This is a genomic window from Streptomyces sp. NPDC030222, from assembly GCF_055573115.1.
In genome coordinates, this window is the sequence record NZ_JBVICA010000026.1 from 30673 (window position 1) to 55071 (window position 24399).

Sequence of the window (24399 nt, forward strand, 5' to 3'; positions counted from 1 at the left end):
CTGATGGTCCGTACGGACCAGGCTCGGGAGCCGATGGACCGCCACCGGACCGACCGGGGCCGACTGTCGCCGTCAGTTCGGCCGCAGCCGGACCGCGCCATGACCGATCGTGGGGAGAGGACCTGCCGACCCCCGGCAACAGCTGGGCACACGACGCATACCGGACCCGGCGGCAGCGGTCGACCGGGCGTCTCCGGGACGCGCGGCCGTGTCGCCCTCGTCCGCGGCCGGGGAGCCTCGGGGAAAACCTCGCGATCAGTGCGCGGAGCCGTGGAACCCTGGAGTCGGTAACCGGGACGACGGCCTCCGGCGGCGGAGTGTGACGTCCCGGCCCGCACCCCGGAGGCACCCACGACTCGTGAACTCATCGGGGGGATCACGCTCATGGCGAGGTCAGTCGGGTTCCTCCAGCCTCCGGAGGCGCTCCGCGTCGCGGGTCCGGGGACACGTCGAGCATGCCTCTGCACCGTCGAGCGTGTAGTAGAGGCAGCATCCGAGCCGTGTCCGCGTCGGATACCGCTGCCCGTTTCGGCCCGTCAGGCGACGGAAGTCGGCAGCGCCCGGGAACGGCGCAACCGCCTTCGGAAGCAGCTCTGTTGCGGCCCGCACGGCCTGGTCCTCCTGGTCGAGCACGCGGCCGAGATACCAGATGCCGGAGACCAGGTCATCGGCGACCATGCCCCACAAGGCCCGTGGTCCGCGGCGCAGCCGGGGGCCGATCGCCGTGAGCAGGGGGCCCACGTGATCGGCGACTGCGGTACGCAGTTCGGCACGCAGGGCCTCCTCGTCGACGAGCGGCCGCACGCCGGGCGTCCGGCCCGCCTCCGGATCGTCGGCGAGGCAGGCGAAGCCGGAGCCGGGAACGATCTGCAGCGCGCCCGTCCCGAGGTCGATCCGGATGTCCCGTGCATGGATACGGGGCACCCGCCGTTCCAGATACCAGGCGCCGCTCATCAGCAGGCAGACGGACCACACATAGTCGTGCAGCGCGCGCGAGGCGGCGACGTCCCGCCGGGGAGCGTGCCCGTGCCGGTCCCGGATGCGGGCCGATTCTGCGTCGATGAAGGCGTCCAGAGCCTCCTCGTCCTCCATGAGCCTGACACCGTCGATCCGCGCATCGTGGGGCCCCGCACCGTCGGGCCCCGCACCGTCGGGCCCCGCGCCGTCGAGCCGGGCGCCGTCGAGCCGTGCATGATCGGGCTGTACGCCGTTGCGAAGGGCGCCGTCGAACCGCGTCGTGCCGAGTCCCGTCCCGTCGAGTCGCCCCTGGTGAAGCCCCTGTCTGCAGGGCAGCGCGAACCTGCCGGCGGATTCCGGCTCCGGGTGCTGCACGACCCGCACATCGAGCGCTTCGCACACGGCGGCCAGGCGCTGGTAGGTGCGGCTCAGGACGGAGGCCACGCCGACGGCGGGTTCCACCGTCGCGGTCTCAAGGGCCATGGTCATCGGCAGTCCTTCCTGTGCGGGGAGCACAGGTCGAGGCAAGGCAAGATAGGTAAGGCTTACCTTAAGCACTTGATGCCGAGGGTTGATCAACGGGGTCATGTCGCGGGAAAGAGACGGAAGTTGAACACCTGGAAGTGCCTGCCTAGGCTGCCGCCACAACCCGCCGCTCCGATACGGGCCGGCCTGCCGGCGCCGAGCCGTCCACCCGTTCGGCCGAACCCGCCCACCACTGTTCCTCGACTCGGAAGGGGCCGCCGCCATGCGGCTGTACCTGCTAGCCCTCAACCCCACCGATTCGGTCACCGAAGGCTTCCTCCCCGCCGCCGCCAGGCTCGGCCTCGACGTCACCGTCCTCACCGACCAGCCCGAGGCCCACCGCCACTCCTGTCCGGACATCGATGTCCTGGAGTGCGACGTGCGCGACTTCCGCGCGGTCATCACCCGTGTGGCGACCCACCACGAGCCGGACGCCGTCTTCACCAACAGCGACCACCTGCAGACCCAAGCCGCCCTGGCCGCCGGGTACTTCGGCCTTCCCGGCAAGGACTGGAAGGCCACACTGCGTGCAAAGGACAAGGCGCACATGCGCCGGCACCTCGCGGTGTCCGGCACGGGCGGTGTGTGGTCGACGGAGCTCGCGGCCGGACAGGACCCCGCAGAGGTCACCGCACTCGACGACGTGCCGTACCCGTGCGTGCTCAAGCCCCGCGAGGGGGTGGCCAGCGAGGACGTCGTGCTGGTCGACGGGCCCGAGGAACTCCTGCTGCGCTGCAAGGAGATCCAGGCGCGTCGCCCCGAGGACGCGCTGGTGCTCGAGGAGTACCTCGCCGGTGAGCTGTACACCCTGGAGACGCTCGGAGACGGCCGCATCCGCCATGTCCTGGGGGGATTCCACACCGAACTGTCCCCGCCGCCGCACTTCATCGAACAGCGCATGACCTTCGTCCCGGCCCATCCCGAACCGGTCACCGCCCGGATCCTCGCCCAACTCGACGCCCTCGGCGTCGGCTTCGGCATCTGCCACACCGAATTCGTGGTGCATGAGGGGCAGGCCCGTATCATCGAGGTCAACTACCGTGCCATCGGCGACCAGTGCGACCTGCTGCTCGCCGAACTGCTCGGCATCCCGCTGTTCGAGCACGTCCTCCGGACACACCTGGGCGAGCCGCTTCCGGCCGATCTCGGCGTCCGCACCGACGGCGCGGCCCTCGTCGCCTACCCGTGCGCCGACGGCACCGGCACTCTCACGGACGCCCCCCCGGCCACCGATGTCCACCTGGACGGTGTGAAATTGACGTACCGTCCGCTCCGCCGGATCGGCGAGCGGCATGAACTGAACCACACCAACCGCGACTACCTCGGTGTCGTTCGCGCCACCGGCACCGACCGGACGGCCGTCGAACGGTCCGTAGCCGACTTCCTCGCCACCCACCGCTGGGAGATCACCCCGTGACGCCGCCGGGCACCGTCGGCGTCCGTCCCGCCCCGCGGCAACGCACCCGTCCTGGCACCCCCGTGACGGACGGCCGGCAACCGGCCCAGGACACCGCAGAGGCCGAGCTGCTGCTGAGGGTGCTCAGCGCACTGCTGCGCGAGGACGTCCTCGGGCTGCGTACCCGCAGCACCGCAGTCGAACGGCCGGACGGCGCCTGGCTGCGGCTTCCGGTGCGGGAGCGCGACCAGGCCGGGGCCACGGACACCGGGCCTGCTGACACCGGGCCCGCTGACACCGGGCCCGCGACCGGCACCGGAACCGCAGCCGTGACCACAACCCGAACCGGCTGTACGGAAGGCGATGACGCCCTTCTGCTGCCCATCGCGGAGGACGGGTTCCAGGCAGTGCACGCCGCCCGACTACCGCTGCTCGTCCGGGAGTCGGACGGCAGCGAGCTCACCACCTGTGAGGAGGTCGTCGACACCCTGCGCGTGCTCGCCGACCCGGTGGACCGGCCAGGCTTCGACGCCTTCGCCGACGAATGCCGCCGGACGCTCGCGACCATGCGTCTCCACACCTGCACCCGCGAGGAGGTCTTCGGCCGCATCACGGCCCACCACGGGGCCGACCCCGCCGACTGGACCGGCCTCGACGCGGGCCTCGCCCACGACACCCTCGCCGCCCGTGCCGACCACCCCGTCTACCCCGCGGCGCGAGGACGCTCGGGCCTCGACGAACGACAACTGAGCTACTTCGCCCCGGAGTTCCACCCACGGTTCCTGCTGAACTGGATCGCCGTACCCCGTCACGAGGTCACCGTGCCGGGCGGTCCCGAGCGGCTGCCCGGGGCCTGGCCCAGCCCTGCGGACCTGGGGCTTCCGCAACTCCTGCACAGCCACCTGGCCCTCCCCGTGCACCCGCTCACCCTCGGCGCCCCGCTGCGCGAGGCCCTGCGGGCCACGGAACTGGAGGGCCGAGCAGTCCTCGCGGAGAAGCCGTTCCTCGATGTCGTGCCCACGCTGTCGATGCGTACGGTCACCCTCGTCACCGACCCGGCCCTGCACCTCAAACTGCCGCTCGCCACCGCCACCCTCGGCATGCGCAACCGGCGGACCATCAAGCCCGGAACGCTCGTCGACGGCGCCGCCGGGCAGCGCCTGCTCGAAGCGGTGACCGCCCGTGAGCCCCGCTTCCGGGGAACGGTGCTGCACGCCGACGAGACGACCTACGCCCATGCCGGGCACGAACTCCTCGCCGTGCTCTGCCGCCGGTACCCGACCGGCCTCGGCTCATCGGTCGTCGTTCCCATGGCCGCGCTGCTGAGCGAGGAGCCCGGGGGCCGGCTGGTGATCGACCGGCTCGCCGACCGCTTCTACGGGGGCGATCCGGTGGCACTGCTCGACGCCTGTCTCACCCTGCTGTTCGACTGGCAGACCACGCTCTTCGGCTACGGCATCGCGCTGGAGTCCCACCAGCAGAACGTCTCGCTCGTGCTGGACCGGCAGCCGGACGGTGGTACGCGACTGCGGCTGCTGCTCAAGGACAACGACGGTCCGCGCATCAACACCGATCGCATGCGCGACAGGCTGGGCGCGGACGCCCCCGACCCGTCCGAGTTCGACGACGCACGGATCCTCGGCCGGGACGACAAGCCGGTCACCGACCTCTTCACCACGATCACCGTCCACCTGTGCGCCGGTTCCTACGCCTTCGCGCTGGCCAGGCACGGCCGCGCCCCGCTCGCCGTCCTGTTGGAACTCGTCCGGGACCGGCTCGCCGAAGCCGTGGAACGGCTCGGCACGGAACCCGGACAGCCGGGCGCGGTGCTGCGCGCGGCGGTACTGGACGCCGCCGAACTGCCGGTCAAGGCGATGGTCACCGCCGGAACCCTGCTCAGCAAGGAGCGTTCCGGGGCCGCGGACATCAACAAGCACTACACCACGGGCCCCAACTACCTACGGCGGACGGGGACTCGCGCATGAGCCAGGCCGCCCGTGCGGAGCGCGGCCGCCCGGGCGCCGGCGAGCCACCCGGGCCGCGTACGTGCCGGCCGCCGCCCCGGCCGCCCTCGCGCCCGTGCCCGCCACGACGCCCCCGTCACCCGAACCACCGCTCTCTCCGCACCGCTGGAGCCGCTGATGCAGCTGACCGATTCCCGCCCGGCCGCCGTCGCCCGAAGGTGCCAGGACGGCACCGTCCCCTCCGCCGCACCCACCGCGCTGCCGACGGCCGACGTCGCCGTGGCCCACACTCTGCTCAACTGCCTGCTGCGCGAGGTGTCCTCCGGCGAGCACCAGGCCGAGATCACCGACGGTCATCTGCTGCTGCCGCTGCCCCGCCGCGGTGTCCTCCTGCGCGTGGCGGTGCGCCGTACGTCCCTGTTCGGCGCCCACCGTTTCACCGGTCCGGTGCTGGAGCAGCGGGACGACGGCTGGGCGGAGACCGACTGGCGACGCCTCGCCGCGTACACCCAGGACGAGCTGCGCCTCCGGACGGGCGTCCGCAACGAGGAGTTCCTCGACCAGGTGGCGTCCAGCCACCGGGCCGTCGCCACCGCGCTGACCGCACGCGCCACGGCCGATGCCGCCGGGACCGCGGGCACGGTCCGCGTGCCGCGGCCGGCGAGCGGTGCCGAGGCCGCCGCGCGGAACGCGCTCGCCACTTACCTCGCCTCCGAGCAGTCCCTCCTGTTCGGCCACCGGTTCCACCCCACGCCCAAGGCCCGTACCGGCGATACGGCATCCTGGCCCTCGTACGCCCCCGAGACCGGCGCCTCCTTCGCCCTGCGGCACCTCGCCGTCCGCGAGCACCTGGTCGTCGAGGAGAGCGCGCACGCCGGCGCGACCGATGTGCTCGACGGGCTGCGACGCGACGTCCCGGCCGGCTACCGGCTGCTGCCGGCACACCCCTGGCAGTACGCGATGCTCCGTGAGCACCCCGCACTGCGGAAGGCCGTCGACCGCGGGGACGTCCTCGACCTGGGCAGGGGCGGGAGGCCCTTCGCCGCGACCGCCTCCGTGCGCACCCTCTACGACGGCGAGACGTTCCTCAAGTTCAGCTTGAACGTCCGCATCACCAACTGTCTCCGCAAGAACGCCAGTTACGAACTGGCCGGTGCCGTCGCCCTCACCAGGGCGCTGGAGCCGGTGCTGGCCGGCCTGTCCCGCCGGTTCCCCGGGAGCGCCGTGCTCCGCGAGCCCGCCTACCGCAGCCTCGCGCTGTCCGGGCCGGGCGGCGCCCCGGACCGAGCGCTCCTCGAAGGCTTCGGAGTGATCGTCCGTGAGGGACTGAACCAGCGGCTGCTGCCCGCCACCACCCCGCTGCTGGCCGCCGCCGTCGCCGACGAGTACCCGACGGGGCCCGGGCACCTCGCCCGGCTGCTCCGCGGTGCGGGCCCGCGGACCGCCGCCGCCTGGTGGGCCTCGTACCTGAAACTCCTCGTACCGCCCGTCCTGGCCGCCTATTTCGAGCACGGCCTGGTCCTGGAACCGCATCTGCAGAACGTCCTGGTCTGCGTCGACGACGACGGCATGCCCGCCCAGGTCCTCTTCCGGGACCTGGAAGGCACCAAACTCGTGCCCGAACACCATGCCGGCACCCTCGCCGCGCTGCCACCGGAGGTCGCCGGTCCCCTCACCTACGACGCCGGACGCGGCTGGGACCGGGTCGTCTACTGTCTGCTGGTCAATCACGTCGCCGAGATGCTGGCCGTCCTCGCCGACCTCCACCCGGATTCCGAGCGGGCCCTGTGGGGCCAGGTCCGGGACGTCCTCCGGTCCTGCGCCGACCGGCACGGCCACCCGCCGAGGCTCGCCGCCCTCCTCGCGGGGGCGCCCCTGCCGGCCAAGGCCAACCTGCTCACGCGCTGGGCCCGCAAGGCCGACCGCCACGCCGGATACATCCGCCTCGCCTCACCCATCGCCGAGGACGTGCTCGCCGGAGCGGGCGGGGACCACACCATCTGGAGCAGCCGATGACCGCCCCCACGACCGCCGTGCGCGACCGCGTGCTGACCCTGCCGCCGGACAGCCTGCCGGCCTACCTCTACGACCTGTCGGCGCTCGGCGACCACGCCGCTTCGGTACGGGCCGCGCTGCCCGAGCGGGTCGAGCTGTACTACGCGGCCAAGGCCAACCCGGAGCCGGAGATCCTCGCCGCCCTCGGCCCCCATGTCGACGGCTACGAGGTCTCCTCGGGCGGCGAACTGGCCCACGTCAGGAAGGCGGTGCCCGCCCACCCGCTCGCCTTCGGCGGCCCGGGCAAGACCCCCGCGGAGATCGCGACCGCCCTGGAACTGGGCGTCGACCGCTTCCACGTGGAAAGCGTGCACGAGCTCCGCATGCTCGGCGAGCTGGCCCGGCGGATGGCGCCGCACAGGCGCGTGGCGGTCCTGCCCCGCTTCAACCTGCCGCTTGCCGCAGGCGCATCGGAAGGCAGCTCGCTGACCATGGGGGGTCGCCCCACGCCGTTCGGCCTCGACCCGGCGGACGCCGGCACCGTCGTGCGCCTCCTCACCGACGGCACCTACCCCCGACTGGAGCTGCGCGGCGTCCACGCCCACCTCGCCAGCGGCCTCGGCGCTCCGGAACAGCTCGCCGTGGCGGGGTCCGTCGTCGACTGGGCCACCCGGCTGGCCGGAAGCCACGGCATCCGGCTCGGCGAAGTGAACGTCGGCGGCGGCATGACCGTCGACTACGCCGCCCCCGGGCAGCGGTTCGACTGGGCGGCCTACGGCAGGGGTCTGACCGAGCTGTGCGACGCCCATCCGGGCCTGACGATCAGGATCGAGCCGGGCAGGGCCCTGACCGCGTACTGCGGCTGGTACGCCACCGAGGTGCTGGACGTGAAGCACAGCCACGGGGAGGAGTTCGCCGTGGTGCGCGGCGGCACCCACCATCTGCGCACTCCGGCGACCAAAGGCCACGACCAGCCCTGCTCCGTCCTGCCGGTGGACACCTGGCCCCACTCCTGGCCGCGGCCCGCCGCGCTGCGGGACCGCGTCACTGTCGCCGGCCAGCTGTGCACTCCCAAGGACGTCCTGGCCCGGAACGTCCCCGCGCCGCGGCTGCGGGCCGGTGACCGGGTGGTGTTCCAGCTCGCGGGCGCCTACGCGTGGAACATCTCGCACCACGACTTCCTCATGCACCCCCGGCCGGGCTTCCATTTCGTCGGCGGCGGCGATGGCGGCGGCGCCGGAGACGGTGGTGCGACGGGCTGAGCATCTCGGCAGCCGGCACCCGGGCCGACGCCGCCTTCCGCGCGTAGGACCCCTGGGTCACGGACACCCGAACGGGCCGCCCGGAGCGCGTCGGCCGGTACCGGCGGATAGCGTCCGGAACGAAGCCCGCAGGTGCGACACGGGGAATCGCAGCCTTCGACCCGTATGGAGGCTCAGCCGTGCGTCGACCCGAATCCGTGCGCCGAACCGGAAGAACCACCCTCATGTGCCTGCTGCCGGCCATGGCGCTTCTGGGTGCTTCGCTGACGGGCTGCGTCAAGCCGGTGGCCACGAAGGCTGCCGGAGGCGCGGCGCGGCCCTGCGCGTCCGACCAGATCTCCAAGGGCGGCACCTGTGTTCCCGCCGACAGCGAGGCCTTCATCAAGAAGCAGGTAGCCGACGCCCTGAAGAAGTACAAGCTCACCGCAGCCATGGCCGGCGTCTGGATCGACGGGCAGAGGGTGACGAGCGTCGCCTCCGGGGAGTCGATGACGGGCGTCCCCGCGACGACCGACATGCGCCTGCGGATCGGCGCGGTCGCCATCCCCTATCTGACGACCGAACTGCTCAAGCTCGTCGACGAGGGCGAGGTCCGGCTCGACGACACGATCTCCCGGTGGTTCCCCGACCTGCCGCACGCCGACGACATCACCCTGAAGATGCTGGCCTCCAGCACTTCCGGCTACGCGGACTACGTCCGGAACCCCGAGTTCATCGCCGCGCTCTACAAGAATCCCTTCCGGCACTGGAAGCCCGAGGAACTGCTGCGCCTCTCCGTCGACGAACCGCTCCAGAAGCCGCCCGGATCGGGCTTCGCCTACTCGCACGCCAACTGGGTGATCCTGGGCGACATCATCTCCAAGGTCAGGAAGAAGCCGCTCGCGGAAGTGATGCGCGAGGAGATCCTGAAGCCCCTCGGGCTGACCGGCACCGACAATCCGTCCACGGCGGAGATCCCCGCCCCGGTCCTGCACTCCTTCGACAACGAGCGGGGGGTTTTCGAGGACGCCACCTACTGGGACCCGTCATGGACGCTGGCCCCGGGAGCGGTCATGACGGGCACGCTGGAGGACATGGGGAAGTCGGTGGCGTCGTGGGGCGAGGGCAAGCTCCTCACGCCCCAGTCGCACAAGGTGCAGGTCACCCCGGTGGCCAAGGTGACCCCGAGGACGTCCTACGCCCTGGGGCTGGCCGTGCACAACACCTGGCTCCTGCAGAACCCGTCGTTCGCCGGCTACCAGGGAACGGTCGCCTATCTGCCGTCCAAGGGGATCGCGATCGCGACGGCCGCGACACAGGGCATGGGCAGCGACACCGCCAAGAACTCCAGCACCGCGCTCCTGGTGGCCATCGCCAACCATCTCGCCCCGGAGAAGCCTCTGATCCTCGAATGAACGGCCCGCGAGCAGAGGGACAGCGGGCCCGCGCACCACGTATGAGCGGCGGAACCTCCCCGGCCGTGTCATGACCCTGTACGGTTCGTCGCCCGCCCGCCCGCCCGCCCGCCCGCCCGCCCGCCCGGCTACGGAGGCGGATCCGCCGAGGACTTCGTCGACGTGCGGTAGCCGCGGCCCGGTCCGGGGGTCCGGTCGCACCGGGTGGCCCGGCTCGGAGAGGGGCTCCAGGAAAGATGATCTAGGATCGTCCGCCATGGAGACAGCAGCAGTCGGCTTCGTCGCCCTTGTCCTTCTGCTCGCCCTGGGCGGCGCCGAGAGCCGGATCGGCCGGGTCGAGCGCAGGATGGCCCGGGTCGAGCGCAAGATCGATCTGATACTCGATCACCTGGGCATCAGCGACGCCGAACCGGAGCTCAGGCAGGTCGCGGCCCTCCTGAGGGACGGGAAGAAGATCGAGGCGATCAAGGCGTACCGGAAGATCACGGGCGCCGGCCTCAAGGAGGCCAAGGAGGCGGTCGAGCGGATGGTGTGAGGGCTCCCGCAGTGCGGCCCGGTCTGATGCCGCCTCTGCCCGGGTGGCGCCGACTTCCTCCACCTCGCCACCGCATGGGCCGCCCGGCACCTGCCCGGTCACGCTGCTCCCGTCACCGTCGCCCTCCTCCGTGCTCTGCCTGATCGACAGCCGTCAGCCGGGGCGGTGACGTGTGTCGGCCCGACGGTGCGATCCCGCGCGGCGCGGGGCCTGCCGCTTGGACGTGGCCAGGGGCAAGCCCCTGGGGTGACGTGGTGCACCTCACATTCTCCGTCGTACCTACTGGTCGGTATGGTCGCTTGTGAGCAGTGACCGACAGGAGGCGTCATGTCTGTGACCACCAACCGCCAGATCCGTCTGGCAGCCAGGCCCGTGGGCGAGGTGAAGCCCGAGGACTGGGAGCATCACACCGCGCCCGTCGAGGAGCCCGGCCCGGGCATGTTCGCCGGCCGGACGCGCGTCATCTCGCTGGACCCCGCCATGCGTGGCTGGCTCGACGACCGTCCCTCCTACCTGCCGCCCGTGGGCATCGGTGAGGTGATGCGCGCGGGATCGGTCATCGAGGTCACCGCCTCCGCCCATCCCGACTACCAGCCCGGTGACCATGTCGTCGGCACCTTCGGGGTCCAGGAGTACGTCGTCTCCGACGGCAAGGGCGCCCTGAAGATCGACACCTCGCTCGCCCCGCCCTCGACGTACCTCGGCGCCCTCGGAATGCCGGGCATGACGGCGTACTTCGGCCTGCTGGACGTCGGCGCGCTGAAGGACGGCGAGACCGTCGTGGTCTCCGGCGCGGCAGGCGCCGTCGGCACCATCGTCGGCCAGATCGCCAAGGCGAAGGGCTGCCGCGTCGTGGGCATCGCCGGCGGCCCCGAGAAGTGCGCGCTGCTCACCGACGAGCTGGGGTTCGACGCGGCGATCGACTACCGCGCCGGCGACGTCCGGCGGGCACTGCGCGAGCTGACCCCGGACGGCATCGACGTCTACTTCGACAACGTCGGTGGGGACGTCCTGGAGGCCGCGCTCAGCCGCCTGGCCATGCACGCGCGGGTGGTGATCTGCGGCGCGATCAGCCAGTACAACAGTGCGACGCCGGTCCAGGGCCCCTCCAACTACCTGTCCCTGCTGGTGCGGCGGGCACGCATGGAGGGCTTCGTGGTCTTCGACTACGCCAAGCGCTACGCGCAGGCTGCGCAGGAGATCGCCGGCTGGATCGCAGCCGGCCGGATCAAGGTGAAGGAACACGTCGTCAAGGGCACCGTGGACGACTTCCCCGAGACCCTGCAGATGCTCTTCCGCGGCGACAACGTCGGCAAGCTCGTGCTGGAGCTGTCGTGACCGCCGCGGCGGGCGCGGCGACGGGGTCGCGGCAGCAGCAGGCCGCGGTCGCCGCCGTCGACGGAGCCCCGCTGCGCGGCAAGGTCGCGATCGTCACGGGCGGCGCGAGCGGACTCGGCCGGAGCACGGCGCTGGCGCTGGCCCGGGCGGGCGCCGAGGTGGTCGTCGCCGACCTCGACGCCCGGGGCGGCAGCGAAGTCGCGGGCCTCGTCGGCGGCCACTTCCTGACTTGTGACGTGTCCGACCTCGACGCCAACCGGGCACTGGTGGAGTTCGCCGTGGAGCGCTGCGGCGGGGTCGACATCGCGTTCCTGAACGCGGGAGTGGCGACCGGATGCGGCGTAGGCGACGATTTCGATCTCGCGCGGTACCGGCGTGCGATGGGCGCCAACCTCGACGGAGTCGTCTTCGGGACCCACGCCGTGCTGCCCGCACTGCGGGCCCGTGGCGGTGGCTCGATCGTGGCCACCGCGTCCCTCGCGGGACTCGCGCCGGTGCCGGTCGACCCTCTGTACGGGGCCAACAAGCACGCCGTGGTGGGCCTGGCCCGCTCCCTGGGCCCGGCACTCGAACCGGAGGGCATCCGCTTCAACGCGATCTGCCCCGGGTACGCCGAGTCGCGGATCATCGACCCCCTGCGCGGCGTGCTGGCCGAGCGGGGCGTACCGGTCATCCCGGCGGAGGTGGTCGCCGACACGGTGGTACGGATCGTCACCGGCGACGAGGCCGGCGCTTGCTGGTTCGTCCAAGCGGGCCGCGAGCCGGAGCCGTTCCGTTTCCGCAACGTCCCCGCGCCCCGGGAGCCGGAGGCCGCCTGAGCGCGCGGTCCCGGAACTACGCCCCGGCATCGGTGTGTCCGGCGGCCGGCAGTCGGTACGTACGGTCTCGGGGCTGCGTCGGTGTGCGCAGCCCCGAGGCCCCGGCCTCCGGCGCGCATCGGTTGCGGCCCCGCAATCACGGGGCGGGCCGGCGGACGCGGATCCAGCCGGGAGATGCGGGCCGGCCGACCGGACGCGGGACGATCGACCGAAACGCGGCACGGGTGACGGGTCACGGACCCGTGCCGCACCGAACCCGCGCCGCACTCACACCACCCTCGCAGGGCTCACGCCACCCCGTGCCGCGCTCACACCAGCAGACGCAGCGCGATGTCCGCCGCCCCCAGCCGTACCGACTGACCCCAGGTCAGTTCGATGGCATCCGACTCGATGCCGTCGCCGAAGGCGACCAGCCGGTCGGACTCGACGGTCAGCCGGAGGCGTTCCGAAGGCTCCAGCAGGCCCTCCACCAGCGATGTGCCGGTGGCGGGGGAGGCCCAGGCCTCCCGTACGAACCACGCCAGCCGGCCGTCGCACGGGCCGGGCATGGGCAGTCGGCCGCCGCGCTGCTGCCGCACGGACAGCAGCCACCCCGTGGCGCCGGTGCCGGTGCCGACGAGCACTCCCGACGACGCCTGGTGTTCTGCCGGAGCGGCGCCGTCCTCCGCCATGCGCAGCAGGTAGCGGGCCGTCTGATGGCCGGACCGGCCGACGTAGATCTCGTTGAGTGCGAGGAGCCGTTGTGCGTCGTCGGCGACCGCTTCGACCATGGTGAGCTCATCGGCCCCGGCCCGGTCCGACACCGCGGTCCGCAGCAGCGCGGCGGCGTCCTTCGGCCGGTGCCGGACCAGTACGCCCGGGTTGCGGCCGGGGTCGGTGTCGATGCCCACGACGGGCTGACCCGAGAGGTACTTGGCGGCGTTGGCGACGAGCCCGTCCTGCCCCACGACGACCACCACGTCCTCGGGGGCGAAGAGGAAGCGGTCGAGATCGGAGCGTTCCACTGTCGTCCGGCGCCACTGCAGGGGTATCGCCGCGGCCACCTCGGCCAGGGCGTGCCGCGTCCGGCGATGCCGCTCGAGCACCTCGTCGATGCTCCGGCCACGACTGCGGAGCACGAAATCGGCCTGGCCGTGCGTGCCGTGACGGGCCAGCAGTTCCTGGTACTCGGTGGCGCGGTGGACCACGACCGCGCGCGGCGCCAGACTCATGAGCGCTGGTCCCCCGGCGTCCCGGCGGAGCCCTGGAGCCTGGTGAGGAGGCCTGTGAGGACATCGGGGGAGAGGGTGAGGCTGTCGATGCGGGGCAGGTTGTCGGCGACCCGGTTGACGGCCAGTGCGTGCAACGTCGTGGCGTCCACCTCGCCGTGCGCCCGCAGCCAGGCGGCCTGGGCCTCCGCCCGTGCCGTTCCGGTCTCCCGCTCCGCCTGTGCCTTCGCCCGGGCCAGCCTGACGATGCGGTCCGCCTCGGCGCCGGCCCGCACGGCGTCGGCCGCGGCGTTCTCCTCCGCCTCGCGCCGGGCGTTGGTGCCGCGCTGCTCCACCAACCGCTCCTCCCGCCGGGCCAGTTCGATCTTGCTCGCCAGTTCGTTCTCGGCGATGGCCCGCTCGTGTTCCACGGCCACGGCGCGCCGTTCGTAGGTCGCACGATCCGCCTCCTGCTGGATCTGCTCCCTCGCGGGCGTCCGCAACGCCCTCTCCACCTCGGGCTCGGGACGTACGGCGACCACGCGTACGGCCACGACCTCGATACCGGTGTCGGGCAACCGGGGTTCGGCCTCGAGCCCGTCCGCGATCTGCTCCCGCACCGCGGCCACTCCGCTCACCAGCGAGGCGGAAAGCGGCGTTCGGGCCAGTACGTCGAGTGCGTGCTGCTGGGCGATCTCGGTGAGCAGCGTGGACAGTTGCTCGAGTGGCGCGGAGCGCCAGGCGCCGGTGTCCGGATCGACGGAGAAGTCCACGCGGGCGGCCGCGACATCCGGTGCGCTGATCCGGTACGTCACGCTTGCCTGCACGGTGACGTCCTGGAAGTCGGAGGTGCGGGCGTGGAAGGTCATCGCCAGCTCGCGGTCGTCGACCGGCACTTCGGACAGTGCGGCGGTCAGCGCCCGGAACCAGAAGCTGATGCCCGCTCCCTCGTGAGCGATGCGCCCGCGCCGGTGGTGACGGATGTGGCTGGTCGGCGCGGAGCGCAGATGGCGCCATCCGAGGCGCCTGCTGATGTCGGCCATGAAGGAACCCCCTTTGTGTCAGTTAGACGATATGAGGTCACCCTTGATTTCGTCAAGCTGACGAAAATGACTGGACGTAGGGCGCCGTGCGGCGGCGGAGCCGGGACTGATGCTCCTATTGATCGTCAAGCTCTCTCGGCAGGGTGAGCGCCGTATGGTTGCCGGATGCGGTATCTGGCGGAGTCGTTCCTTCTCGGGGCCCTGCGGCGGGGTCGTTCGGTCGAGCAGTTCCTTGGGCCGTGCGGTTCGGCAGGGCGCCCGGGGGTCCGCTATGTAGAGGTTCGTGCGGCGAAGACGTCCTTCGAGGTCTATCTCCACACGGTTGAGGATGTCGGCGGTGAGGGCTTCTTCGACCTGGGCGAGTTCCCGCCGTTCGATCCCGATGACGAGGCCGGCGAGTTCGGGCGACTCCTGGGCATGGCTGAGGACCCGCTGGCTGCACTGATCGTTGCCGAGCAGGGCACTGGAGCGGGGCGGGGCCGGTGGGTCAACGAGGGGATCGTCCAGGACGAGTACGGCGACTTCGTGCGCGCGGGTCGGCCGTCGGATGCTTCTCCCGGCGGCTGGCTGTGGCCCGAGGTGCCGGACGTGACAGGGCCTCGCGCGTGATCAGGCGGCGTTGAGCCAGTCCCGGTAGGTGTGGGCAAGGGTGTCGTCCCGGCGGATGCCGCGCTCGAGGGTGGAGATAGTGGCGGGCCACACCCCGAAGTGGCGGGCTGCGGCGGTGAGGGTGATGTTCTTGGACTGCCGCAGTGGTCGCAGGTCGGCGATGCCCGGGACGGTGACCGTGGTGGTCAGGCAGCGGAACATCTCCCGGGCGATGGCTCGTTTCAGCAGCCGGATGATCTCCTTCTTGGTTCGGCCGACGGCGGTCTGCCGGGCGACGTATTCGCGGGTGCGGGCGTCGCTGGACATGCGGACCAGGGCGATGCGGTAGAGAGCGGCGTTCGCTGCCCGGTCCCCGCCCCGTGAGAGACGGTGCCGGTTGGTTCTGCCGCTGGAGGCGGGAACGGGTGCGGCTCCGCAGAGTGCGGCGAAGGACGCCTCGGTCCGTATGCGTTCCGGGTTGCCTCCGGCGGTGATCAGCAGCTGGGCGGCGGTGTCGGGGCCGACTCCGTGGGCGGCCCGCAGACCGGGGTTCAAGGCGGTGGCCTCGCTGTCGAGGGCTTTGGTCAGGGCCGTGTGCTCGGCGGTCAGCTCTTTGACGCGTCGGGCAAGGCTTCTGAGGGCGGTGAGGACCGCGACGTGGACCGCGTCCCCGGCCGGCCGCAGCCGGGCCAGGGCGTCGGTGCGGTCTGTTGCCTTGAGCCGTCCGTACTTGGCGCGGATGCTCTCGGGGGCGGTGAACAGGATGTGGGTGATCTGGTTCAGTGCGGCGGTGCGGGCCTTGACCGCGGAGCGGGCGGCGTTGTGCAGGGCGCGTATCCCGGCGACGGTGTCGTCCTTGGGCGAGCCGGAGGCGCGTCCTGAGAAGGCTGCGCGGGCGGCGGCGTAGGCGTCGATGGGGTCCGACTTGCCGATGCGGCGGCGTTCGGCCCGGTCGGGCCGGTTCACCTCGACGACGCGGTGTCCGTGGGAGCGGGCGGCACGGGTGAATCCGGCGCCGTAGGAGGCGGTGCCCTCCACGCCGATGGCGATCAGGTGGCCGTGGGCGTCCAGGAACGCCAGGGCCGCGGCGTATCCGGGGGCGGTGGTGGCGAACTCGGCGTCGGCGAGGTGGCCGCCGTTGTCGGCGATGACCGCGACGTGGATGGTGTCGGCGTGGGAGTCGACCCCGCCGAACACGCCCTGGCCCGGGGTTTGCCCTAGGACCTCTGATGTCATGCTGATAGTGCCTTCCCAACCGGAGGTGGGCGCCGGCCGGGTGGCGCAGACAGGACATTGAGGGGGCTTCTGACCAAGCTCCTATCAGGTCATGTTCCGCCCGGCCGGCGCCATGAGAACAGGTTCCGGCAGCCGGACAGAACAGCTTGAAGACAGCCCAGCAGGGCGTCAGTCAGTGGCAGAGCCACGACCACCGGAACCTGAGTATCAGCATCAATGTCAGTGGCGTCGGGGATGCTTGCGGCCTGCCGACGAACAAGGGAGCCCACCGATGCCGATCCATGTCGCAGGGCGCCGCCGCGCGAGAGCGACGCTGACCGCCGCGTATCCCGGCGCCGAGATCATCGATGTGACCTCGAAGGGGCCGGACCCCTGGGTGCGGCTGAGCCCGTTCCATCCGCACGGCGGTATCCCCGTGCCCTCTTCCGGCGGCGTGACGAGCCAGTCCGTCGAAGGGATCTGGCAGGCCCTCAAGGTCTTCCGGGATGCCGACGTCGATCCCGCGAAACTCGCTGTCACCACGATGAGGGGTCTGAAGCGGACCGTGCGCCGCCACGGTCCCGTTCTGGGACACCGCGACGGTCTGCACGGCGACCGTCTTCTGTCCTACGAGACGGCCAGGCGCCGGATCTATCTCCCGTCCTACCGCTGGGTCCTCGAGAACCGCGCCGCCGACCTGGTCGACCGGCTCCGCGACATCGGGAACGTCGTCCTGCTCGACTACACCACCAACGGCGATGTCGCCGACCCGAGTAGCCCCCTCTCACACGCGGCGCTCATCAAGCTGCACATCGAAGGCCGTTGGCCCCGGGAGGACGAGGTGGCTCCCGCCTCTGCGGATGCCGGGAACGCGGCCGGTGTCCCTGGTCCACGGGGGTGACGCGCGCGCCCTGGCCGGCCCACGAACCGGCGGAGCCCGTAGTGGAGGCACCTCCCCCATCGCTGTCGATCTTGGCTCTGTATATTGCGGTGCGTCACACCGCGAAGCGTCCGGGCGACCGTTCGGTTGCCGGGCGACTCGGGGTCACGTGATGGAAGTGGCAGCGGAGCACGGGGGAATGGGTTGTGGGCGCCGACGCGCGTAACCAGGGCGAAGGTGGGCTGGAAGGGTGCATCGGATGCCTGATGCTGCCCGTGTCGGTGGCGATAAGGGTGTTCCGTCCGTCGCGTCATGACCGTGTGGTCGACCCCGGCATCGCAGCGGCGCAGATCGGGCGCACGGTCACCGGAATCGTCGCCACCCTGTGGATGGTCTTCGCGTACCCCCTGGCGAAGTCGGCCTCCGACTTCGCGGCGGACAAGTTCACCGAGATCTTCATCAGCCTCGGGGTCCTGCTCGTGGCGGGGCCAGTGGCGCTCACCGTGTTCGTGCTCGCCGCCCGCCCGCCTGTCCGTGCGGTCTATCGACGTCGGCTCACCGCCCCTCTGGTCGGCTTCGTCTCCCTCTTCACCTGCGCCGCCCTGATGTGGTGGCTTCTCGACCACGGAGTGGCCCAAGAGCTGGTGAGCGGCCGCCATGGCGGGCTCCTCATGATGGTCTCCATCCCTGTGATGCTTGTGTTCGTGCCGTTCTCGATGGGATTCGCCCTCGCAGGAGCCGTGTTCGCGGTGCACTACGTCTTCCGTACCGCCGACGTGCACGAAGTGCTGCCGCCGCTCATAGCACCCGTCCTGGTGTGGACGATGTTCGGCTTCCAGCTCTTCGACGCCCCGGCCGTGGCAGCCCCGGCCGTGGTCCGCTTCCTCTTCCTCGTCGGGCCGCCGCTGTCCGTCTCCGCGCTGTCGTTCTGGGAGCTCCGCCGGCTCCGGAACCACTACGGCATCACGGTCCGCAGTGCACTGAACCGAGCCTGAGGAAAACGAAATGGCTACCGAACAGTAGAAGGAATGTACTACTCCGGTCATCATCGGCAATGAGCATGACAACCCTTCGCGCAGACGCAGGAGGAGCCCCCCATGCACATCCGAGGACGGACCACCCGAGCGGCGGTCACCACCACCTTCCTGGCGGCCGTGTCCGCCACCACGGTCACCCTGGCGCCGGCCGCCGCCGCCGCGCCGGCGGCCCAGCCGGCCCGAGCCGTCGTACCCGCCGGAGTCGGTGCCCAGGAGCAGGGCATCGGCCCGGCGTACTTCCGGGGCGTCGACTACAAGACCTGGCAGCGCGATGTCGCGGCGGTCGTCGACACGGCCCGCCCCTACATCGAGCAGCGCACCTCGTCCGCCTCCGGGCAGCGGCTCGCGATGGTCCTGGACATCGACAACACCTCCCTGGAAACGGACTTCCACTTCTTCTGGGAGTGCCCGACGCCCGCCGTCAAGCCGGTGCTCGACCTGGTGCGCTACGCCCACTCGCGCGGTGTCGCGGTGTTCTTCGTCACCGCACGGCCGGGCATCCTCTACGCGCCCACCGTGTCCAACCTCGATCGGGTCGGCTACCCCGTCGCGGGGCTGTACGTCCGTGATCTGCCCGATCTGTTCGACGAGGTGAGCAAGTACAAGACGGCGAAGCGCGCCGAGATCGAGGCCAAGGGCTACACGATCATCGCCAACATCGGCAACAGGCAGACCGACCTGGTCGGTGGCCACGCCGAGAAGACCTTCAAGCTCCCCGACTACGACGGCAAACTGTCGTAGCCGAGCCGGTCGTCGGCCGAGGCTCCGGTTCGCGACGCCAGGTGGGCCGGAGCACCCGCCGCGCGCCCCGGCGGCCCGCGGCGGATGCCGTCGCCGGACCGGACCCGGCGGGCGAATCCGCGTGTCAGGCCGCCGGTCCCTACGCGGGAGCGGGTCGGCGGGTGAAGTGCATGGCCGGGCACGCCATGGCCAGACAGCTCGCGAGTTCCGAGTCGCCCCGCAGATCGGAGGCGGGGAAGACGGCCCGGATCTCCTTGCCGGGCTCGGACATTCCGCGGATCTGAAGGACGCCGCCGGCCTCACGGGCGAGGTGATCGACGATCAGCAGGCCCCGGCCGCTCTCGAGGCAGGTATCGGCCGCGAGCAGCGGACGCGGCAGGAACGGGTGGTCGTCGCGCACGGCCAGTACCAGGGTGGTCGGCGTCTTGGCCACGGTGACGGTCGTCGTCGGGGAGTGTTCGGCGGCATGCCGTGCGGCGTTCCCCACCAGTTCGGAGATCACGAGTGATGCCGTGTGGAGCCCCTCGTCGTGCAGGCCCCAGTCCCGCAGGACATGGCAGGTGCGTTTTCGGACGCCGGGAACTTCTTCGGGCAGCGCGGGCACAGTGAAGGTGTACGTACCCCAGACCGTGCAGGCGCGGGGCTGCGGTATGGGGCGGCGGGGCCCCGTACCGCAGCGCCCTGCCGTGAACGATGGCGAGACGTCGGTTCGCATGGCGATTCCAGGTCGTGAAGCTCTGCACGGGAATTCCGGCCTTCCGCGTCCGGGGCGGGGAAGTGCCGCCCCGAGCCGCCAGGCCCGGTTCGTCCGTAGTGGCGTGATCCGTGTCGCCGCAGGGGTGGAGCGGTGTCCGGGTCTGTCGAAGCGACCGGATCGAAGCGGTCGACGTACGACAGTGCCGCACTCTAGGCGAGGTGTGGCGATCGGCACAAGAGGGGCTGAATAGGCATTGAGGCAGTAGTCGTCATAAGTGGTGATTGTCACGCTATGTGTAATAGATGTGGCAAAAGTGGACTATGCATATCTATGCGCATAAGGCATCATGTATGCATAGTTCGTCCCAAAAGGAGAACCGAATGTGCCACCACGGAGCGCCACCCATGGCTCCCCGCCCGAACCCCGCCCTGGCCCGTGACTGCGACAGCTGCCTGGGATGGGGGACCGTCCGCACCCGCCAGGGGCGGTACGACCTGTGTCCGGCCTGCCAGCATCCGCAGTCGTCCGCGGCCGCCAGGTGACCTGCGCGAAGCGCTTCTCCGCCGTGACGTCGCAACTGTCCCTCCCGGCCGCGCCGCTCCGGACCGCGCGCGGCACACCTGAGCAGCGTCCCGAGGGCCTGCCCGCGGCCCACGGAGACAGGGTCGGTGACCCCGGGGAAGGCCGGCGAGTGACAGCGGCACCCCCGCTGCGCCGGGAGCGGCGGCCACGGGACAGGGGAACCGCCCACCGCCGCCTCCGCACCCCGACCGACGTCGACCATGACGTCGACTACGACCCCGGCCCGGCCGACGCGGCCGCGAAACGCAGCGGAGTGCGCACCGTCTCGGGTCCCCTGACCCGTGAGCCGAAGGCGACCAGCTCGCAGCCGGCCGCCGTCCGGCAGTCGACCGCGCGCCCGTCGATGCTGGTGAACGCGAGCGACACGGCGATGTCCCGGTCCATCCGCCCGGCGTCCGTCGTCGCGGGCGGGCGGCTGCCCGGGCGGCAGCCCATCGTGTCGGCCGAGCCGGCCAGGCACTGGAGTACGGTGACGTGGTACTGCGGCTCGTAGCCGCGCCCCGACGCATGGACCGTCTGCCCGTCCACGAGGTCCTTGCCGGGCGTCGCGCGCAGGGTGGGCGCCGGTTCGAGCGGCCCGTACGCCCGGAAGCGCAGCGGCACGGTGGTGAGCAGCGCTCCGGCGTTGTCGGTCAGGACCAGTGAGCACGGGTCGGTGCGGGCGACACTCCGGCAGTCGACGTCGCCCGACGGCGTGTGCAGCCGCGCGTAGAGCTTCTTGGGCGAAGTGTCGTACGTGCCGTCCGGGTACACCCGGAACCTGCGCCCGGTGGCGTCGTCGCAGGTCGCCTCCGACGCGGAGGGGCCGCACAGCTTGACCCACACATAGGCCTTCGGCGGGCCGCCGGTGATGCGGAAGTCCACGATGTCGCCGTCCAGTAGTCCTGTCGTGCGACCGACGTGCAGTGTGGGTCCCGTCGCCGACGGGTCGGCCGCCGCTCCCGGTGGCGCCCCGACCAGCGAACCGATCAGCATGCCCCCCAGCACGACCAGGCTCGTCATCGTCGCGCGCAGCTTCACTGGAGTCCTCTCCCGTTTCCGTCCGAACGGTCCGCGCATCGTCGGCTTCCCCCCTCCGTCGTCCAGCAGTAGACGACGCCGGCCGGTCATCGGACCGGCGACCGCGGAGCATCCTCACGCGTCGCGGCCCGCGGCGCCACAGCGCGAATCCGGTCACCCCGTCCGACGGCGGGACCTTGCGCGGCGCCCGTGGGCCGTGCCGCGAGACGTACGCCGGCGGACACGGGCGGACGCGGACGACGATGGGGCGGACACGGGGACGGTGGTCTCGACAGCGCTGCCGCACGTCCCGTCCCGCGGCCGGAACTACCCGCCGGGCAGCCGGTCGCGCATCAGCGCCAGTGCCTTCTCGGCCTCGGCGCGCAGTTGCGTCCGTGCTTCCGACGGCCCGTTGGTCTGTGCGCCCAGGACCGTGGTGCCCTTGCGGCCGGTCAGCACGACGCGCACCCGGTCCACGGGTCTCCCGTCGGCGGCCGTGATCTGCCTGGCCTCCGTGACCAGGAGTTCGTCGAAGCCGGCCGGACGCGTGGCGGTGCTCTCCCTGACGTCGACGATGCGAGTCTTCCCCCGGTGCTGCGCCGGACACCGACGGGCCATGGCCTTCGCGTCCGCCACATAGCGCGCTGCCGCAGCCGTATCGACGTACGCCCGGGCCTCGGACAGGGCGTCGGTGACCGGCTCGTTCCGGCTGACCCGCCGTCCCACTGCCGCCAGGGTGCCGGGCCTGAGGGGCGCACCGAAGATCTCGCAGTCCTTCCCGCGCAACGCGAACTCCAGCATCGGGTCGTAGACGTACGGGTCGTACGGGGTGAAGCCCGGCCCCCACTCCTCGGCCGTCAGGGGGAGGCCGGCGACGAGCCGGTGGAGGGCGGCGGCCTTGTCGGCGGGCGTCGCTTCGGTGGCTGCTCCGCTGGGGGAAGGTGCCTGCCCGCCGCGGTCCCCGTCGCCCAGCAGCAGCACCAGGGCCACCGACGCGGCCACCACGGCCGCGCCGACGACGGCCGGCACCAGGAAGCGCCGGCCCTTCCGGGCCGGCCCGGGCCGCGGCCCGGGTTCCGGTCCCGGTTCCGGCTCTGGTCCCGGACCCGGTGGTACGGGTGGCGGCGGGGGAGACAGCGGGCCGCGTGGCGGACCGGTGGGAGGCTGGGAGGTCACGCTATGTCCGTACCACCCGGCACCGGAGGGCCCGCGCGCCGAACGGGTGCACCACGATGGCGGACGGGCCGGCCGGCGCCGTCCCACGGGCCGGTCAGGAGCGCCAGAGCGCGCCGGTCCGGCTGGTGCCCTTGTGGAGGGAGGGCTCGTCGTACGGGGCGGACCAGACCTGGATCAGGTACTCCTCGACCGGGTCCGTGTCGGTGCGGGGGTCGCCGTCGTCGCGGTTCCTGCCGTGGACGCGGACCCGGTAGTCGCCCGGGCCGGGCAGACGCAGCACGTCCGTACCGTCGTCCGCGTCTTCTTCCGCGCCGGTGGCCGAGGTGGCGAAGTCCATGGTCCCCGACTCCCAGGACACGGACACCTCGGCGGTGTCCTGCCAGCCGTCCGTGTCCAGGGGCGGGGGCCCGTCCCAGAGTTCCGCGGTGACGGAGACCGTGCCGATCTCCTGACCGCACAGGATCCTCACGGCGCCCCCTCCGGGTGCCGCTTCCACCAGGCCGTTGATCTCCCAGCCCGGTTCGAACTCCGCCACGAGTGACTCGTCGACCAGGTCGACCGTGGACGCGTCGACGAACACTCGCGGGTCGGCGGCGCGCTGGATCAGCTGGGGCATCGGTGGCCGTCCTTCCTGCCTGTGGGGGAGCGCGGGCGGATCCCCTGCCGGAGTCTGCCCCCGCTCCCCGCTGGTGCACCCGGCGCGGTTCGTGTCGCGCCGGTGTCGGGGTGGCTCAGTCGCGTCCGCAGCCGACCGGACCCTTGGCCGCCGGCGGGGCGACCGCACCGGACGGTTTGATCACGTCCACGGAGAACGCGTCGCCGTCCAGCACGCGCATCCCGTTCAGGAACGCCTTGCGCAGGCTTCCTTCACGGGAGTTGTCCCGCGCGTTCAGGAAGTGGCAGCTGTAGTCCGGGTTCTTGCCCGCTCCTTCGTGGGTCTGCGCGAACGGGTACTCGTCGCAGGACAGCCCCGACCCCGGTGGCGGGCGCGGGACGTCACGGCCGCAGGCGGTGTTCCGGTTGTCGTCGATGATGCTCTCGTCCATGGTGCGGTGCAGCGGGTACCGGGTGCCGGGGACACCCCATGGCTGCTTCAGGTTCCGCTGTGCCCAGTCCACGTGCCAGGCGACGGAATCGACGCGAGGGTTGGTGGTGGACAGCTGCCACACCGGCGCGACGTCAGGGTAGACGCAGCCGCCGTACCTGACGGGGGTGACCCGGGGCGTGTTGTCGCAGCGCGGGCGGAAGACGCTTCCCACGGCGGCTTCGCCTTCGTCGTGCCGCGGCGCGCTGAACCGGCCGTACGGCACGATGCTGTCCTGGCGCAGCTCCGTGCCGGGACTCTTCACCGTCATGGTGAACGTCTGCGTGGTGTTGGGGACCAGGATCCTGGTGCCGCCGGACGTGGCGTCGCACCAGCGGCAGGCGAGTTGCACCGTTGCGCGGACTGCAAATGCCTCGGGGATGGTGGGGTTGGTCAGGCGTAGTTCGACCTTTTGCTTCCACTCGTAGCGGTTGCGGGGGTCGAGTTCCGCGGTGGCCTTGGCGTAGAGGATCGCGGTGCCTCGGACCTGCCCGTTGAGGGTGAACTGGACGGTGATGCGCCGGTGGGAGCAGGATTCGGTGCGGTTGTGCCTGCTGGTTCCGACCGCGCAGTCGAGCGCGGCAGCGCCGGTGTCGCTGCTGACGGTGGGGCTCGTGGTGGACACGGTGTCGGCGGGGGTGATGAGGCGGATCTCCCCGGGGGCACCGTTCGGGCTGGGGCCGGCAGTCGCGGCTCCGGCGGGAGCGACGACTGCCAGCGGTAACACCAGGGCGGTTCCGACGGCGGCGACCGCCGTACGGAGCCTGCCGAATGTGCTCCTCATGCTGAACGTCCTTCCGAACTCACGGAATTGACCCGGCCATGCTGAGACGCGGGCTGCTGAGGGGTCAACGGAATCCCGGGGGAACTGGCTGCCCTGCGCACGATGCTTCCCGGATGCACACATGTTGGGCACTAGCCGAGGGTGGGCGTCCGGATTTCGAGCCCTGCGGAACACCGAGGCGTGTGCGGAGGCGAATCCCCTG

The 24399-nt window shown here is 71.6% G+C and carries 21 protein-coding genes; 12 read left to right on the forward strand and 9 right to left on the reverse strand.

Annotation, left to right across the window (positions count from 1 at the left end; translation table 11 throughout):
- Window positions 1–393 precede the first annotated feature (393 nt).
- Entirely contained in the window at window positions 394–1446 is a 1053-nt protein-coding gene (locus tag ACZ4Z5_RS29130) for a (2Fe-2S)-binding protein (protein WP_468268134.1), read from the reverse strand.
- Window positions 1447–1705: 259 nt separating this feature from the next.
- On the opposite strand from ACZ4Z5_RS29130, the gene ACZ4Z5_RS29135 reads away from it, so the two are divergent.
- The 8 genes from ACZ4Z5_RS29135 (at window position 1706) to ACZ4Z5_RS29170 (ending at window position 12184) form a co-directional block, all read left to right on the forward strand.
- Window positions 1706–2899, forward strand: coding sequence for an ATP-grasp domain-containing protein (locus tag ACZ4Z5_RS29135; RefSeq protein WP_468268137.1), 1194 nt, complete (start codon window positions 1706–1708; stop codon window positions 2897–2899).
- 62 nt (window positions 2900–2961) lie between these two features.
- Window positions 2962–4863, forward strand: a complete 1902-nt coding sequence (locus tag ACZ4Z5_RS29140; protein ID WP_468268308.1) for an IucA/IucC family protein — start codon at window positions 2962–2964, stop codon at window positions 4861–4863.
- 156 nt (window positions 4864–5019) lie between these two features.
- Window positions 5020–6858 (forward strand): IucA/IucC family protein, encoded by a 1839-nt coding sequence (locus ACZ4Z5_RS29145; protein WP_468268140.1) that lies wholly within the window; start codon window positions 5020–5022, stop codon window positions 6856–6858.
- Window positions 6855–8099, forward strand: coding sequence for a type III PLP-dependent enzyme (locus ACZ4Z5_RS29150; protein WP_468268143.1), 1245 nt, complete (start codon window positions 6855–6857; stop codon window positions 8097–8099). The genes ACZ4Z5_RS29145 and ACZ4Z5_RS29150 overlap by 4 nt, the downstream gene beginning before the upstream one ends.
- Before the next feature lie 224 nt (window positions 8100–8323).
- The gene (locus ACZ4Z5_RS29155; RefSeq protein ID WP_468268146.1) at window positions 8324–9493 is read left to right on the forward strand and encodes a serine hydrolase domain-containing protein; all 1170 of its coding nucleotides are present in this window, start codon (window positions 8324–8326) and stop codon (window positions 9491–9493) included.
- A gap of 256 nt (window positions 9494–9749) precedes the next feature.
- Window positions 9750–10028 carry a ribosomal protein L7/L12 gene (locus ACZ4Z5_RS29160; protein WP_468268148.1) on the forward strand — a complete coding sequence of 93 codons (279 nt, stop codon included), beginning with the start codon at window positions 9750–9752 and terminating at the stop codon, window positions 10026–10028.
- A gap of 327 nt (window positions 10029–10355) precedes the next feature.
- On the forward strand, window positions 10356–11366 hold the full coding sequence (locus tag ACZ4Z5_RS29165; RefSeq protein WP_468268151.1) for an NADP-dependent oxidoreductase: 1011 nt from the start codon (window positions 10356–10358) through the stop codon (window positions 11364–11366).
- Entirely contained in the window at window positions 11363–12184 is an 822-nt protein-coding gene (locus tag ACZ4Z5_RS29170; protein WP_468268153.1) for an SDR family NAD(P)-dependent oxidoreductase, read from the forward strand. Before ACZ4Z5_RS29165 ends, ACZ4Z5_RS29170 begins: the two co-directional genes overlap by 4 nt.
- A gap of 308 nt (window positions 12185–12492) precedes the next feature.
- On the opposite strand, the gene ACZ4Z5_RS29175 is transcribed toward ACZ4Z5_RS29170, so the two are convergent.
- On the reverse strand, window positions 12493–13395 hold the full coding sequence (locus ACZ4Z5_RS29175) for an NAD(+)/NADH kinase (protein ID WP_468268156.1): 903 nt from the start codon (window positions 13393–13395) through the stop codon (window positions 12493–12495).
- Window positions 13392–14414, reverse strand: coding sequence for an SPFH domain-containing protein (locus ACZ4Z5_RS29180; protein WP_468268159.1), 1023 nt, complete (start codon window positions 14412–14414; stop codon window positions 13392–13394). The genes ACZ4Z5_RS29175 and ACZ4Z5_RS29180 overlap by 4 nt, the downstream gene beginning before the upstream one ends.
- 165 nt (window positions 14415–14579) lie before the next feature.
- Between ACZ4Z5_RS29180 and ACZ4Z5_RS29185 the strand changes: the two genes are divergently transcribed.
- Entirely contained in the window at window positions 14580–15023 is a 444-nt protein-coding gene (locus tag ACZ4Z5_RS29185) for a hypothetical protein (RefSeq protein WP_468268162.1), read from the forward strand.
- Here the strand turns inward: ACZ4Z5_RS29185 and ACZ4Z5_RS29190 are convergent, their stop codons facing one another.
- Window positions 15024–16238: an IS110 family RNA-guided transposase gene (locus ACZ4Z5_RS29190; protein WP_468268165.1), complete on the reverse strand. Its 1215-nt coding sequence runs from the start codon at window positions 16236–16238 to the stop codon at window positions 15024–15026. It lies immediately after the preceding gene.
- A 271-nt stretch (window positions 16239–16509) separates the two neighbouring features.
- On the opposite strand from ACZ4Z5_RS29190, the gene ACZ4Z5_RS29195 reads away from it, so the two are divergent.
- From ACZ4Z5_RS29195 to ACZ4Z5_RS29205, 3 genes are all read left to right on the forward strand, one after another.
- Window positions 16510–17118 carry a DUF6939 family protein gene (locus ACZ4Z5_RS29195; RefSeq protein ID WP_468268167.1) on the forward strand — a complete coding sequence of 203 codons (609 nt, stop codon included), beginning with the start codon at window positions 16510–16512 and terminating at the stop codon, window positions 17116–17118.
- Window positions 17119–17363: 245 nt separating this feature from the next.
- Window positions 17364–18092 (forward strand): hypothetical protein, encoded by a 729-nt coding sequence (locus tag ACZ4Z5_RS29200; RefSeq protein ID WP_468268170.1) that lies wholly within the window; start codon window positions 17364–17366, stop codon window positions 18090–18092.
- Window positions 18093–18194: 102 nt separating this feature from the next.
- Entirely contained in the window at window positions 18195–18875 is a 681-nt protein-coding gene (locus tag ACZ4Z5_RS29205) for an HAD family acid phosphatase (protein WP_468268173.1), read from the forward strand.
- A 139-nt stretch (window positions 18876–19014) separates the two neighbouring features.
- Here ACZ4Z5_RS29205 and ACZ4Z5_RS29210 read toward each other — a convergent pair whose 3' ends face one another.
- From ACZ4Z5_RS29210 to ACZ4Z5_RS29230, 5 genes are all read right to left on the reverse strand, one after another.
- Window positions 19015–19590, reverse strand: a complete 576-nt coding sequence (locus tag ACZ4Z5_RS29210; RefSeq protein WP_468268176.1) for an ATP-binding protein — start codon at window positions 19588–19590, stop codon at window positions 19015–19017.
- 774 nt (window positions 19591–20364) lie between these two features.
- Window positions 20365–21174 carry a neocarzinostatin apoprotein domain-containing protein gene (locus ACZ4Z5_RS29215; RefSeq protein ID WP_468268179.1) on the reverse strand — a complete coding sequence of 270 codons (810 nt, stop codon included), beginning with the start codon at window positions 21172–21174 and terminating at the stop codon, window positions 20365–20367.
- Window positions 21175–21480: 306 nt separating this feature from the next.
- Window positions 21481–22182, reverse strand: coding sequence for a hypothetical protein (locus ACZ4Z5_RS29220; RefSeq protein ID WP_468268182.1), 702 nt, complete (start codon window positions 22180–22182; stop codon window positions 21481–21483).
- A gap of 241 nt (window positions 22183–22423) precedes the next feature.
- Window positions 22424–22945, reverse strand: a complete 522-nt coding sequence (locus tag ACZ4Z5_RS29225; RefSeq protein ID WP_468268185.1) for a hypothetical protein — start codon at window positions 22943–22945, stop codon at window positions 22424–22426.
- A gap of 115 nt (window positions 22946–23060) precedes the next feature.
- Window positions 23061–24197: a NucA/NucB deoxyribonuclease domain-containing protein gene (locus ACZ4Z5_RS29230; protein ID WP_468268188.1), complete on the reverse strand. Its 1137-nt coding sequence runs from the start codon at window positions 24195–24197 to the stop codon at window positions 23061–23063.
- Window positions 24198–24399: the final 202 nt, after the last annotated feature.